14 protein-coding genes and 2 pseudogenes are annotated in these 12933 nt (G+C 29.3%); 14 read left to right on the top strand and 2 right to left on the bottom strand.

Translation table 11 applies throughout. The features are described from left to right. Nucleotides 1-8 precede the first annotated feature (8 nt). Together ANHYDRO_RS02315 and ANHYDRO_RS02320 are read right to left on the bottom strand one after the other, a co-directional pair. Nucleotides 9-296 (bottom strand): IS110 family transposase, encoded by a 288-nt coding sequence (locus tag ANHYDRO_RS02315; protein ID WP_162010665.1) that lies wholly within the window; start codon nt 294-296, stop codon nt 9-11. A gap of 291 nt (nt 297-587) precedes the next feature. Next, nucleotides 588-1412, bottom strand: a complete 825-nt coding sequence (locus ANHYDRO_RS02320; protein ID WP_004812977.1) for a Cof-type HAD-IIB family hydrolase — start codon at nt 1410-1412, stop codon at nt 588-590. Nucleotides 1413-1499: 87 nt separating this feature from the next. Here ANHYDRO_RS02320 and ANHYDRO_RS02325 point away from each other — a divergent pair, with 87 nt between their 5' ends. The 14 genes and pseudogenes from ANHYDRO_RS02325 to recO all read left to right on the top strand — a co-directional run bounded on the left by ANHYDRO_RS02325 (nt 1500) and on the right by recO (nt 12889). Further along, nucleotides 1500-2642 (top strand): LCP family protein, encoded by a 1143-nt coding sequence (locus ANHYDRO_RS02325; protein ID WP_004812980.1) that lies wholly within the window; start codon nt 1500-1502, stop codon nt 2640-2642. An 8-nt stretch (nt 2643-2650) separates the two neighbouring features. Continuing rightward, nucleotides 2651-3667, top strand: a complete 1017-nt coding sequence (gene fni / locus ANHYDRO_RS02330) for a type 2 isopentenyl-diphosphate Delta-isomerase (RefSeq protein ID WP_004812981.1) — start codon at nt 2651-2653, stop codon at nt 3665-3667. Between the two features lie 368 nt (nt 3668-4035). Continuing rightward, complete coding sequence (locus ANHYDRO_RS11095; RefSeq protein ID WP_004812983.1) at nt 4036-5535, top strand: S8 family serine peptidase; 1500 nt, start codon at nt 4036-4038, stop codon at nt 5533-5535. After that, nucleotides 5498-5896, top strand: a complete 399-nt coding sequence (locus ANHYDRO_RS11100; RefSeq protein ID WP_004812987.1) for a S8 family serine peptidase — start codon at nt 5498-5500, stop codon at nt 5894-5896. Before ANHYDRO_RS11095 ends, ANHYDRO_RS11100 begins: the two co-directional genes overlap by 38 nt. A 14-nt stretch (nt 5897-5910) precedes the next feature. Then, a complete protein-coding gene (locus tag ANHYDRO_RS02345; protein ID WP_004812990.1) occupies nt 5911-6582 on the top strand; it encodes a hypothetical protein in 672 nt (223 codons plus the stop codon). A gap of 78 nt (nt 6583-6660) precedes the next feature. Further along, entirely contained in the window at nt 6661-7284 is a 624-nt protein-coding gene (locus ANHYDRO_RS02350; protein WP_004812993.1) for an NfeD family protein, read from the top strand. Continuing rightward, nucleotides 7284-8225, top strand: a complete 942-nt coding sequence (floA, locus tag ANHYDRO_RS02355) for a flotillin-like protein FloA (protein ID WP_004812995.1) — start codon at nt 7284-7286, stop codon at nt 8223-8225. Before ANHYDRO_RS02350 ends, floA begins: the two co-directional genes overlap by 1 nt. Beyond that, a complete protein-coding gene (locus ANHYDRO_RS02360; RefSeq protein WP_004812996.1) occupies nt 8225-8503 on the top strand; it encodes a hypothetical protein in 279 nt (92 codons plus the stop codon). The genes floA and ANHYDRO_RS02360 overlap by 1 nt, the downstream gene beginning before the upstream one ends. A 246-nt stretch (nt 8504-8749) precedes the next feature. Then, nucleotides 8750-9691: a PhoH family protein gene (locus ANHYDRO_RS02365; protein WP_004812999.1), complete on the top strand. Its 942-nt coding sequence runs from the start codon at nt 8750-8752 to the stop codon at nt 9689-9691. Next, the gene (gene ybeY, locus ANHYDRO_RS02370; protein ID WP_004813001.1) at nt 9672-10136 is read left to right on the top strand and encodes an rRNA maturation RNase YbeY; all 465 of its coding nucleotides are present in this window, start codon (nt 9672-9674) and stop codon (nt 10134-10136) included. The genes ANHYDRO_RS02365 and ybeY overlap by 20 nt, the downstream gene beginning before the upstream one ends. Then, complete coding sequence (locus tag ANHYDRO_RS02375) at nt 10133-10951, top strand: diacylglycerol kinase (RefSeq protein WP_004813002.1); 819 nt, start codon at nt 10133-10135, stop codon at nt 10949-10951. Before ybeY ends, ANHYDRO_RS02375 begins: the two co-directional genes overlap by 4 nt. Continuing rightward, nucleotides 10948-11351, top strand: a pseudogene (cdd, locus tag ANHYDRO_RS02380) (cytidine deaminase). The gene ANHYDRO_RS02375 and the pseudogene cdd overlap by 4 nt, the downstream one beginning before the upstream one ends. After that, a pseudogene (gene era, locus ANHYDRO_RS02385) lies at nt 11348-12228 on the top strand (GTPase Era). The pseudogenes cdd and era overlap by 4 nt, the downstream one beginning before the upstream one ends. Continuing rightward, nucleotides 12215-12889: a DNA repair protein RecO gene (recO, locus tag ANHYDRO_RS02390; RefSeq protein ID WP_004813011.1), complete on the top strand. Its 675-nt coding sequence runs from the start codon at nt 12215-12217 to the stop codon at nt 12887-12889. The pseudogene era and the gene recO overlap by 14 nt, the downstream one beginning before the upstream one ends. The last annotated feature ends 44 nt before the right edge of the window (nt 12890-12933 follow it).

Below are 12933 nucleotides of genomic sequence, written 5' to 3' on the forward strand. Positions count from 1 at the left end.
TATCTGTTTTACATTTCTAAACTTAAGGCTTGGCAAAATCTTTTCATTTTAATGGATTTATTACACTTACAAAAACCTTCATTTACTAAACTAATTAAGATAGGAATATGATAAATTTCTGTTGCTTCCATAACAATTTTTACATCTTCATCTAAAGATTTAATTTTACCAATTAATCTATTTACATCATTTTTTACATGATAAATATTAAATGGTTTAAAGATAAGTTCTTTTCCAAATCCTAAGGCTGCAACTGTGCTTTTAGATTTTGATACATCAATTCCTATTGAAATCATAAATACCTCCATTAAATTTTTACCTACCTACACAATTATCCACTCAGTTTAGCTCGTTACACGGGTGTATTAACCCAACCTGCTTAATCGAATTCTTGATAATGAAAGGTAGCGGACTGTTTCGAGTACGGGTGTATTATCCCAAATGGGCTGCGTCCGTTACCTTCATTATATTAAAAAAAGTGTAGGTAGAAAGTTTTTTCTACTTACACTTTTATGGTACTAAATGGATGAAAATTTAGTTTGTCAATAGTCTGAGCATTCTTAGTTAATCTAGGAATGCTTTTTTATTTAAAATTTTTCAAAATTATTTTCAATTAATTTTTCTATGGCCTCTCCAACACCTGCCTTATTGTTTGATAAAGTTATATAATCAGCATGAGGTTTTAGGTAATCGTTGGCATTTTCCATAGCTACAGAAAATCCTGCCATATCTAGCATGGGAATATCGTTCATTTCATTTCCTATTGCCATAATTTCATCGATTTTGAAACCGAGTTTCTCACTCATCAATTTAATGGCATTTCCCTTGTTTGCGTTTTTATTCATTACCTCAATTAAAACTGGGGCAGTTTTTGCATAGTAATAATTTTCGTTTACATAGCTTGGCATATTGTCCATTACTTTTTCTATATTCCAAGGCCAGCCCATAATTAAAAATCTACCAAAATTTTTGTCTTGATCAAAATCATGGTAGGAGACTTTTTTAAGTTTTAGCTTGGTTAAAAAAGAATCGACCTTTGTAAATAAATTTGGATTTTTGTGCCTTGTATAAAAACTATCATCATCCATGGCTGAAACTTGAACCTTAAATTTTTTTAAAGAATCATCTAGGGCGATTAAATCTTTTGGTTTTTGAAAAACTCCTGTAATTACTTCCTTAGTGTAGTTGTCAAAAATATAAGAACCATTTTGAGAAATTGAAAAATGTCCTTCATGTTCAAGATCTAGTTCTTTCACATAGGGAAGAATTCCAGAAAACGGCCTACCACTTACAAGAGCGATGTGGCATCCTAATTTTTTTGCCTTTAATATCATTTTTTTGTTTTTTTCAGGTAGACGCCTTAAATCAGTTAGTAAGGTTCCGTCTATATCAATTGTAATTAGCTTAATCATAGATAGATTATATCATATATTTTTTGATTTTATCATTTTTATTAAGGATATTTTTATGCTATAATTACAAGATGAGAAGGAGATTTTATGAAGTTTAAAAGATTGTTAATTACCTTATTAACTGTAGCTACTGTATATTTCGGGTCTAATCTTTTTTTAAATAGGCTAGAAAATAAAAAAAATATTACAAATTATGGAAAAGAAGCTGCAAGTGAAAATAAATACCAAAAAGTTGACCATGAAATTTTAGTTTTGATGGTTGGGGTTGATGTTAATGAGAATAATGAAAATCCAGATTTTACAAGAACTGATACAATAATGTTGTGTAAAATAAATGCAGAAACTGGAAAAGTTGATCTTTTATCTATTCCAAGAGATTCAAGAATTAAGGTTAGAGATGAATTTACAAAGGCAAACCATGCTCACGCCTATGGTGGAATTGGTTTAACTTTAAAATCTTTGAGAGATTTTTTGGGACTTGATATAGATTATTATGTGGAAATTAATTATGACGCCTTGGTTAATATAGTAGATGGCATGGGTGGTTTAAAATATAAGGTTCCAAAGGGAATTTCTATTGACCATGGAGATGTTCATATTAGACCAGGTATTAATGATATGGACGGAATGGATGTCTTGTGGTATTTGAGAACTAGAAAAATTTATAATAATGGAGACCTTGGTAGGGTTAATGCTCAACAAGAATTTTTGAAGACAATAGTTAATGAATTAGTTAAAAAATCTAAAGAAATTAGCATGACATCTTTGATAGAAACGTATTTTAAGGATGTAAAAACCAACCTGCCTTTTTCAACCATGGTTGAGTTTGCAAATAGCATGTCTAATTTTTCATCTGATAAATTTAAAACTTATACAGTCCCAGGTGAAGCAAGTATGATTGATGGAATTTCTTATTATATTCCGGATTATGAGGCTACATGGGATATTGTAAATAAAGTTTTTCCTAAATATAAATTAAAGGGATGGAAGAAAGAAGATAGTTATTATTGGGAATATGAATATTATAATTATTCTTACAAAAATTATGGTTCAAATGAAGATTATAATAAGATAAAAGAAAATAAAGATAATAATTTGAACAATTACAAGGATTTTGACGATAATAAAGATGAGAGAAAAGAAAAAACTGATGATTATGAAGATAATTCATTAGATAATAAAAATTATTTGAATGATGAAATTGAAGATTTTACAGAAGATAATTATTAGGTGATATTATGGATGAAAAAAGAAGAGCAAGAAAAGATGAACATATTGAAAATTATCTTAGGAGTGAATTTAGGTCAAAAACTCTCTTAAATAATATTTATGTTGAACACAATGCCCTAAGCAAGATAAATTTTGATGAAATTGATACATCTATTGAATTTATGGGAAGAAAAATTTCTATGCCAGTTATGGTAAATGCTATGACAGGAGGAACAGAAATTAGCGAGGACATAAATGAAGATTTATCAAATATTTGTGCTGATTTAAATATTCCTATGGCTGTGGGAAGTGAGTCTATTGCCCTAAAGGATATCAAGGCTAGAGAATCTTTTTCTTTATTAAAAGATAAGAATAATGTTTTTAAAATAGGAAACCTAGGCCTTGAAAATAGTTTAGAAAATTTTGAATTTGCCAAAGATTTAATCGGGGCTAGTGCCATGCAAGCCCATTTGAATATTGCCCAAGAGCTAGTTATGGATGAGGGAGAAAGAGATTTTTTAAATAATTTTGAAAATTTGAAAAATATAAGAAAAAATCTTTCAGCACCTTTGATTGTCAAAGAAGTTGGCTTTGGAATGAGTAAGGAAGTTGGCAAAAAACTTTTGGATATTGGAATTGAATATATAGATGTCGCTGGAAAAGGTGGAACTAACTTTATTGAAATAGAAGATATGAGAATTTTTGATAAAGATTATTCAGAATTTTATTCTTGGGGCATACCAACAGCAAAATCAATCCTTGATTTAAGAAGTTTATCTGATGATTTTTTCTTAATTTCAAGTGGTGGTATAAGAAATGCTACTGATGTATGTAAATCTATAATAATTGGGGCTGATATGTGTGCAATTTCTGGAGAAGTTTTGTCATTTCTATTAAGAGGTGATTATGATTATGCCCAAAAATATTTGGAAGAATTGCAAACTAAAATAAAAATATTTATGGCCCTTGTCGGAGCAAAAAACATAGAAGAACTTAAAAAAGTTCCATATAAAATAACAGGAAGGTTAAAAGAATTAATTAATTAAATTTCTTGATAAACAAAGAAGGAGTAATCCTTATCAGACTGTTGACAAACCAAATTTTCATCCATTTCGAGCGAACGTAGTGAGTCGAGAAATCTCATGAGATCTCTCCATGCGTTCGTTTCACTCACACTAAAACATATTTGCTACGCAAACTTTTTCATGCTTTCGCACTTAGTTTTAGGGATAAATATGCCAAATCAAGGCATATTTATCTAGTCGAGATGGTACTTAGCTTAATTTTTATTTCGAAATAAAATATTAGCTAAATTCATACTTTGTCTACGCTCTGAGAAGGAGTAATCCTTCTTTTTTTATTACAAAATATTTATTTCTTGCTATAATAAAACAAAGAGAACTAGGAGGGAAAGATGAAATCTTATAAGAAAATTGCTATTGGGTTTGGTATAGGCTTGCTTGTCATTTTAGTTTTTTATTTTGGAAAAGGTTTTTTAAATTTAGGACCTAAAAGGGATAAAAATTCAAAAAATCCAGATGTTATTTTGAGTAACAATAAAGAGAAAAATAGTAATTCTAATAGCAAGGCTAAGGCAAAATATATTGAAAAAAGAGTTTCTATGAAAGAAAATTACCCACAAAAAAGTCAAAAGTTAGAATTTTCTGATAAGAAAAATTTCTTTACAATTCCAGGAAAAGAAAACATAAAAGAAGATAATTTTGGAGAATATGTTGATGGTGAGATTTTAGTTGATGTAGACTTGGATAAGTTTGATGAAAAAATATTTGATAAGTACGGGGCAAAAGTAATAGGAAAATGTGACATTTGGGGTGGTTATCAAATTAATATTCCAAATAAATCTATAGATGAGCTAGAAAAAATTGCTGAGAAAATTAAAAAAGAAGAGGGAGTAGTGGTTTCTAGAGTTCATTGGTTGATTCCAGTTGGAATAAATGAATCGTATCCGGATGATAATTTCAAAATTGGTAAAAAGAATTTTGATAAAAATAATTTATGGGATGGTTATGATTTAGATAAAGGATTTGATAGAAAAAATAAAATTAGTGAAGATGATCCTTATTGGTCATATAAAATAACAAACTTATCATATATGTGGAAAAATCTTGATTTTAAAGAAGAATCTCATGTTGGAGTATTTGAAAATGGAAAAATAGGAACCAGTAAAAACAAGGATACATTTATAGAAAAAGATTTAGACTTTCAAAATTTAAATACTCAAGTCATTGAAGATGAAAATAAAAGATCAAAGTCAGAAAAGTTCTATAAAGAAGCAACAAAAGATATGAAAATTCATACATATTTAGTTTCTTCAATATTAGCGGCGAGACATAATAATTTAGGATTTAGTGGTGTAGGTAAAGATACAAAAGTATATCCTACTGTTTTTGATTTTAGTATTTTTCCATACTTGTTGGCATATAGGATAGATAATTCAAGTAATCAAATAAAAATATTTAATTTAAGTTGGGGATATTTAAAAGAAGTTCTATATTACTTAAATACAGATAAAGAAAATATAGAAAAAGATTCTAAAAGCAAGAATAGGACTTTGCGTAGAATTGCGAAGTTCGGGCTAAGATCAGAGGGCAGAAATCAAAAACAATATTATAGAAGATTTCAATTATATCTTAGAGATAATTCTATGGTATATAATGTAGCTTTAAAGAAATTAAAAGAACAGGGCAAAGATTTTTTGATAGTAAATTCAGCAGGTAATGAAGGGGAAATAATAAGAGATATTGAAGAATATTCTGATGTAGAGATAAAGAAAACAACCTTTTTTGAAGAAGTAGATGATGATATTAAAAAAAGAATAATAATTATTGGAGCTTCAAAGCCAGAAATAAATAAAAATGGTAAAACTATTTTTTTGGAAAGACTCAACTACTAGAAATTTAGATATTGTAGCACCTGGTAATAATGTACCTGGATATGATGAAAATGGTAAATTGATGTTGTGGGATGGAACATCAGCTTCTGCTCCTTTTGTAGCAGGATTGGCAGCAAATCTTTATAGTGCCTATCCTGATAAAATGAATGGTGAATTGGCAAAAGAATTAATAGTTAAGTCTGGAAATATTGATGTAATAGATGAATTTAATGGTGAAAATTCAAAACTTGTTGATGCAAAAAAATTAACTGACCTTGCTAAGGAAAAATTTGAAGAAAAAAAAGAGGATAAGAAAGATCAAAAGAAAATTAATAGAAAAATTATTAGGGAAAATAAAAAGATGATAATAAAGGAAATTTAGAGCAAATTGAAAATGTGCCTTCTAATCAAAGTTCTAATAAAGATCAAGAAAATCCTCCAAGTGCTAGTAATGATGAAAATCTTTCTAAAGATAAGACCTATAAAGTAATTCAAGATGGAAAAGACCAAGGAAAAATTTCCATTTTGGATATGGGAGATGCTTATTTTATAGATGTGGATAAGTTAGATGAAATTTATTTTTCAGATTCGCCTTATTTAACAGATCCTGAGTATTCTAATATTGCAAATAAATACAAGAAAATTTTAGCAGAAAATCAAGGAAGGCATATAAAAGAAAATTCTGACGGAACCTATTATTTTGGATTATTTCCTGGAAATATAGATGTTTCAGAAAATATCCCTAATTATGCCTACCAATATTTTCCAGATTATGGGGTTTTCGCTTTTGCAAGATATGATTATATGAAAGAAGATAAGGTATGTTTTCTACCAAGTAAATATGCAGGGGTAATTCTTGATGGAAAATTATATGTAGATTCAAATTGGCTAGCTTGGTCGTTTGGTTTTGAATTGGATTATACAATTGATTCTAAAAATAAAATTTTTAAATATAGTAGAGAAGGTCACGATATTGGCCAAGAAGGAGTAGATTATATAAATATTTCAACAGAAAATTATGGAGATATTTATGAATTATTGGATGATAATTTTGAAAAAATAAATTAAAAATGAGGAGAAATTTCTCCTCTTTTTATTTTTTGGGTATAAAGATAAAGAATATAATTTTTAATAGAAAGGAGTATTATGTTAGCAGATATTTTATTAGCCCTGTCTTTTAGTTTAGCTTTTATAAGTATTGTGGCTATATTTTTTACTGACAAGAAAATTTTATTTTCTATAATAGCCCTGGCACTTTTTGCTTATTTTTATAAGGTGGGATTTGATAGGGGTCAGGCAGATTTGATAACTATTATTTGTTTTATTTCTGGTATCTTGTTACTAGTAATAGAGCTAATAACGCCAAGTTTTGGAATTTTAGGAAGCTTGGGCTTAGTTTTGACAATTTATTCTCTTATGGATTCACTAGATAATTCCTTGTTTGGAGTAATTGTTTTGATGATAACAGCAGCATCTGTTTTTATAAGTATAACCATTTTTATAAGATTAGGTTTTTCTGCTAAAGTTTTTGAAAAGTCAATTCTTACTAAAGTTCAAACAAAAGAGAGAGGTTATAATTCAAAAAAAGATTATTCCTTTCTTTTAAAAAAATCTGGAAGGACACTTAGCATTTTAAGACCTACAGGAAGGGTAGAAATTGATGGAAAAATCTATGATGCTAGAACTTATGGAGAATTTATCAAAAAAGATGTAGGAATAAAAGTAGTAGAAATAAAAGATGGAAACATTTATGTTAAGGAGGATATATAATGCCAATAATTATTCCAGCTTTGATAGTAATTTTAGTAGTAGTATTTTTATCTTTAGTTCCAATTGGATTATGGATAACAGCAAGATCATCAGGAGTTCCAGTTTCTATGGGCTCTCTAGTTGCAATGAGATTTAGGAGGGTAAATCCTAGACATATTGTTTATGCCTTAATCAAATCTCACCAAGCAGGTATACAAATTGAAAGTTCTGATCTTGAAAGCCATTTTCTTTCAGGAGGAGATGTAAACCAAGTTGTAGATGCCTTGATTGCAGCTGAAAGGGCAAATATTGATTTGACCTTCCAACAAGCAGCAGCAATGAATCTTGCAGGAAGAAATGTTTTTGAAGCTGTACAAGTTTCTGTAAATCCAAAAGTAATAAATACGCCAACAATTGCGGCAGTTGCAAAAAATGGAATTGAAGTAAAAGTAATTGCAAAAGTTACTGTAAGAGCAAATATTGAAAGACTTGTCGGAGGAGCAGGAGAGGAAACAATTATAGCAAGAGTTGGTGAAGGAATTGTAACAACAGTTGGTTCATCTCATACTCACGCAGAAGTTTTAGAAAATCCAGATAATATTTCCCAAACAGTTTTGGAAAAAGGACTTGATTCAGGAACTGCTTTTGAAATTTTATCAATTGATATAGCAGATGTTGATGTTGGACGAAATGTTGGGGCAGAATTACAAAGAGACCAAGCAGAAGCTGACAAAAATATTGCCCAAGCTAAAGCTGAAGAAAGACGTGCCCAAGCTATAGCTCTTGAACAAGAAAACAGGGCCAAAGTTGTAGAAGCTCAATCAAAAGTACCTCTTGCAATTGCCAAGGCGCTTGAAAGTGGAAATCTTGGAGTTTTAGATTATTATAATATGAAAAATATTAATGCCGATACTCAAATGAGAAATAAAATATCAGAAACCGATAGTAGAGATGAATATTAATGGCAAAAGATAGTTTAAAAACTAAGTTTTATAAATTTATCTACAAATTAGATAAGGAAAATAATAAAGAAGAAGGAAAATATACTCCTGATTTTGACACTTGGTTAAAAGAATTAAATAATCAAAACAAAAGAAAAAATACCACAAAAAAGAAAATGAGTTTTGGTCAGGCTATGTCCTCTCTTGCAAAAGATGAAAAGAAAATAAAAAAACTTTTGATAAGGCTTACAAAAAAGTTCAAAGAAAAAATAATAAGGATTCCTATAATAAAAAAATAAAACAATTCAAAAAATCTTCAGATATTTACTCAAAACAAATAGAGGATTATGAAAAAGAAAGACAAAAAATAAAATTAGATAAAAATGAATTGAAAAAGGCTATAATATATTCAGAAATTATAGGAAAGCCAAAAGCTAAAAGATGAGATTTTCTCATCTTTTTTATTTACCCTAAAATGGTATAATAATCTCAAAGGAGTGATTAAAATTAAGGAAATAATACAAATAAATAACACCGATATAATCATGGGTTTATTCGGTAATTTTGATAAAAATAGAAAATATATTGAAAATAGGTTTGATGTAAAAATAAAAACTGAAAATGGAAATATAAGTATAAAGGGTGAAGAGGTAAATGTAAATCTTGCCATAAGGCTTATTGAAGAAGTAATAGAAGTTATAGAAAAAGAAAAAAGCATTGATTTTCAAAAATTAAAATACTTTTCTGATATGCTTGTTTCTGAAAACAAGGAAGTGATAAAGTCATCCTTGGACCAAGTTATTGTTACAACTGCAAATGGCAAACCTATTAAGCCAAAAACCTTAGGACAAAAATCTTATGTAAGTATGATCAATAATAATGATGTTGTTTTTGGAATTGGGCCTGCAGGAACAGGAAAAACTTACTTGGCAGTTGCCATGGCCATAAGAGCCTTTAAAAATAATGAAGTAAATAGAATTATTCTTACAAGACCTGCTGTTGAAGCTGGTGAAAGTTTAGGATTTTTGCCAGGAGATTTGCAAGATAAGGTCGACCCATATTTAAGACCACTTTATGATGCGCTTTTTGAAATTTTTGGTTTTGAAACCTATCAAAGTTTAGTTGAAAAAGGAGTGATAGAAGTTGCTCCACTTGCTTATATGAGGGGAAGAACTCTTGATAATTCTTTTGTAATTTTAGATGAGGCACAAAATACAACCTTTGAACAAATGAAGATGTTTTTGACAAGACTTGGATATGGATCAAAGGCAATTATCACTGGAGATATTACCCAAATAGACCTTCCTCGTGGGAAAAATTCTGGCTTAAAATCTGCCTCAAGAATTCTTAGAAATGTAAGAGGAATAGAATTTATGGAATTTACTGCAGTAGATGTAGTAAGACATCCTCTTGTTCAAAGAATTATTGAAGCATACGATAAGGCTGATAAGGAAAAAGAAAATAAAGATGAAATTAATAATAGATAATACTACAAATGAAGATTTGACCCTTCAAAAAGATTTGGAAAAAGTCATAAAGGAAGTTTTGAAAGTTGAAAATGTAGATGAGAAAAAATGCGAGATCTCCCTTTCTTTTGTAGATGAGATAAAAATAAGGGACTTGAATAAGGATTTTAGGCAAACTGACAGGGTAACAGACGTTTTATCCTTTCCTATCGAAGACTTCTTCAATGAGGATAGAAAAACCTTACTAGAAAAACCATATTTGATGCTTGGAGATGTGGTTATTTGTACAGATGTTGCAAGAAAGCAAGCAAAAGAATTGGGACATTCTTTTGAAAGAGAGATAATATATCTAACCTGCCATTCTATACTTCATCTGTTAGGATATGACCATATGGAAGAAGATGATAAAAAAATAATGAGATTAAAGGAAAAACAAGTTATGAAAAATCTTGGAGTATTCAAATGAAAGACGAAAAACAATTAATTGAAGAAATTAAAAGTCAAGTTAAAGAAGAATTAAAAGAAGAAAAAAGAAGAGAAGACGAAGCCCAAAAATATATTCCAAAGACCAGATCTGCTGGGGAAAAATTTGTTAAGGGTTTTGACTATGCCTTTGAGGGTCTTGTTTTTGCTATAAACAATGAAAAAAATATGAAGTTTCATGTTTTGACCTCTATTCTTGTCCTATTTGTTTCCTTATTTTTAAATGTTTCAAGGGTAGAGATGATGTTTTTGGTTTTTTCTATTGCCTTTGTAATTTCTTGTGAACTTTTAAATACATCTTTAGAACAAGCAGTAAATCTTGCAGGTGAAGGGAAAAAATCCAAGGAAGCTAAGGCCAGCAAGGACCTATCAGCAGCTGCTACTTTTGTATCAGCCCTAAATACAATTTTTGTTGCCTACTTGGTATTTTTTGATAAGGTCGCAAATTTCTCATCCTCAGTTGTACTAAGGATTTCAAGAAGACCATCTCATCTTGCCCTTATTGCAGTATCAATAGTAATTATTTCAACCATATTTTTTAAGGGGATTTTTTATAAGGGACACGGAACAGCCTTTCATGGTGGATTTGTTTCAGGTCATACATCAATTTCTTTTTGTCTTGCAACAATTGGGGCTATGAGAGTTGATGAGGGACTATTAATATTTATATTTTATGGACTTGCTATTATAGTTGCAGAAAGCAGGTTTGAGGCAAATATCCACTCACTTCCAGAAATTATTAGAGGGGCAATCCTAGGTACGGCAATAGCACTTTTAATATTTGGAGTATTTTCATGAAAAAAGATTTAAAAGAACTAATAAAAGAGGCTATAGAAAATAAAAAAATTCTTATTCACCTTATTCAAAATTTAGGGTATCAAGTCTAGTTTTGACAAAAAAAGGAAATATTTATAAGGGAGTAAATATAGAAAATGCTGCCTATTCTGTAACACTTTGTGCAGAAAGATCTGCCCTATCATCGGCAATAAGTGCAGGAGATAAGGAAATTGGTACTATAATAATTACAGGAGATAGTGATATGACCTATCCTTGTGGAGTTTGCAGGCAATTTATGGCAGAATTTTTAGATTCAGATTCAAAGATTGTAATAGCAAATTCAACAGAAGATTATAAGATATATGGATTAAGGGATATTCTTCCATATAACTTTTCAAAAAAAGATTTGGAGGAGAAATGAAATCAGGTTTTGTATCGGTAGTTGGTAGGGCAAATGTAGGAAAATCTACCCTAATGGAAAAAATTTTGGGAGAAAAAATTTCAATAATTTCAAATAAACCCCAAACAACAAGAGATGAAATAAAAATAATATATAACGACGAAAATTCACAAATAATTTTTCTAGACACACCAGGTATCCAAACACCAAGAAATAAACTTCAAGAACACCTGCTTGAAGTTTCAGAAGATAGCCTTAAAGATTCAGATATAGTAACATTTATAGTCGATAATTCCCTAAAAATTGGAAGGCTTGATAAGATGATTTTGGATTTATTAGAAAAATAAAAGTACCAAAAATTCTTCTTATAAATAAGTGTGACCTATTAGAAGAAGGGGAAATTGATCAAATAAAAAAGACCTACATAGGTTTAAATGCTTTTGATTATATAATTCCAATTTCAGCCTTAAATGATGAAAATATTGAAAAATATATACAAACAATAAAAGAAATTTTACCTGAAGGACCCCTATATTATCCATCAGATATGATAACTGACAAAAATGAAAGATTCATAGTATCTGAAATAATTAGGGAGAAAGCTTTAAGAAATCTTTCAAATGAAATCCCTCATGGAATTTTTGTAAGAATTGATCAGTTCAAAAAGAGAGATGATAAAAACTTATATGATATTTACGCTAGTATAGTTGTAGAAAGACCAAGCCATAAAGAGATAGTTATCGGTAAAAACGGAAGAAAAATCAAAAAAAATCGGCATGGATGCAAGAGAAGAAATAGAAGTATTTATGGATAGCAAGATAAATTTAAAATTGTGGGTCAAGGTCGAAAAAGATTGGCGTAAAAACAAAAATTGGTGAATAGGTTTGGTTACAAGTGATAATTCAAATGTAGAAGGCTTTGTTTTAAGAGAATTTACTTACAAAGAGTCAAGCAAAATCATAGAAATTTTTACAAAAAATATGGGAAAAATTTCTGTGATTGCCAAGGGAGTTTTAAATAAAAAAAATACAAATCTTTCATCAACCCAAAGATTTGTAAAAGCTTCCTACAATCTTTATAAATCTGGAGACAAATTTTTTGGGATAAAAGATGCCTCATTAATCAAATCTTATTCGAAATCTAATAAAAATTTTGATATAATAGTATATAAATCGGCTATTTGCGATTTATTATTAAGAACAATTGATTTTGACCAAAAAGAGCTTGTCTATAATTTATTAGACAAGACTTTTGAGAGCTTTGAAAAAGCAAGTGAAAATTATTTAAATATTTTCCTTTGCTTTTTATTAAAGTACATATCTTTTTCAGGCTTCAAACCAAATTTGAAAGGATGCTCCATCTGTGGAGAAAATATCAAGCCAAATTATGTATATTTTTCTATAGAAGATGGGGGAGTGGTTTGTAATTCTTGTAGGAGGAGAGACCATCAGTTGATTTATCTTACAAAAGAAGAATATTTGTTTATATTAAAATTAATCTACACTCCAACTGATAAGGTAGAAAAAATTGATTTAAAAATAGAAAAGAAAAACTTTTAAATTTGATAACAGCTTATGTTTTAGATTGTTTAGAAATTAGAAAA

Source organism: Anaerococcus hydrogenalis DSM 7454 (assembly GCF_000173355.1).
GTDB classification, from domain to species: Bacteria; Bacillota; Clostridia; order Tissierellales; family Peptoniphilaceae; genus Anaerococcus; species Anaerococcus hydrogenalis.

Excerpts from the sequence above, each read along its gene's own strand:
- ANHYDRO_RS02375 (WP_004813002.1), top strand. The coding sequence starts at position 10,133 with ATGAAAGACGAAAAACAATTAATTGAAGAAATTAAAAGTCAAGTTAAA.
- fni (WP_004812981.1), top strand. The coding sequence starts at position 2,651 with ATGGATGAAAAAAGAAGAGCAAGAAAAGATGAACATATTGAAAATTAT.
- ANHYDRO_RS02360 (WP_004812996.1), top strand. The coding sequence starts at position 8,225 with ATGGCAAAAGATAGTTTAAAAACTAAGTTTTATAAATTTATCTACAAA.
- ANHYDRO_RS11095 (WP_004812983.1), top strand. The coding sequence starts at position 4,036 with ATGAAATCTTATAAGAAAATTGCTATTGGGTTTGGTATAGGCTTGCTT.
- ANHYDRO_RS02320 (WP_004812977.1), bottom strand. The coding sequence starts at position 1,412 with ATGATTAAGCTAATTACAATTGATATAGACGGAACCTTACTAACTGAT.
- ANHYDRO_RS02325 (WP_004812980.1), top strand. The coding sequence starts at position 1,500 with ATGAAGTTTAAAAGATTGTTAATTACCTTATTAACTGTAGCTACTGTA.
- ANHYDRO_RS02350 (WP_004812993.1), top strand. The coding sequence starts at position 6,661 with ATGTTAGCAGATATTTTATTAGCCCTGTCTTTTAGTTTAGCTTTTATA.
- ANHYDRO_RS02315 (WP_162010665.1), bottom strand. The coding sequence starts at position 296 with ATGATTTCAATAGGAATTGATGTATCAAAATCTAAAAGCACAGTTGCA.
- floA (WP_004812995.1), top strand. The coding sequence starts at position 7,284 with ATGCCAATAATTATTCCAGCTTTGATAGTAATTTTAGTAGTAGTATTT.
- ybeY (WP_004813001.1), top strand. The coding sequence starts at position 9,672 with ATGAAATTAATAATAGATAATACTACAAATGAAGATTTGACCCTTCAA.
- ANHYDRO_RS11100 (WP_004812987.1), top strand. The coding sequence starts at position 5,498 with ATGGTAAAACTATTTTTTTGGAAAGACTCAACTACTAGAAATTTAGAT.
- ANHYDRO_RS02365 (WP_004812999.1), top strand. The coding sequence starts at position 8,750 with ATGGGTTTATTCGGTAATTTTGATAAAAATAGAAAATATATTGAAAAT.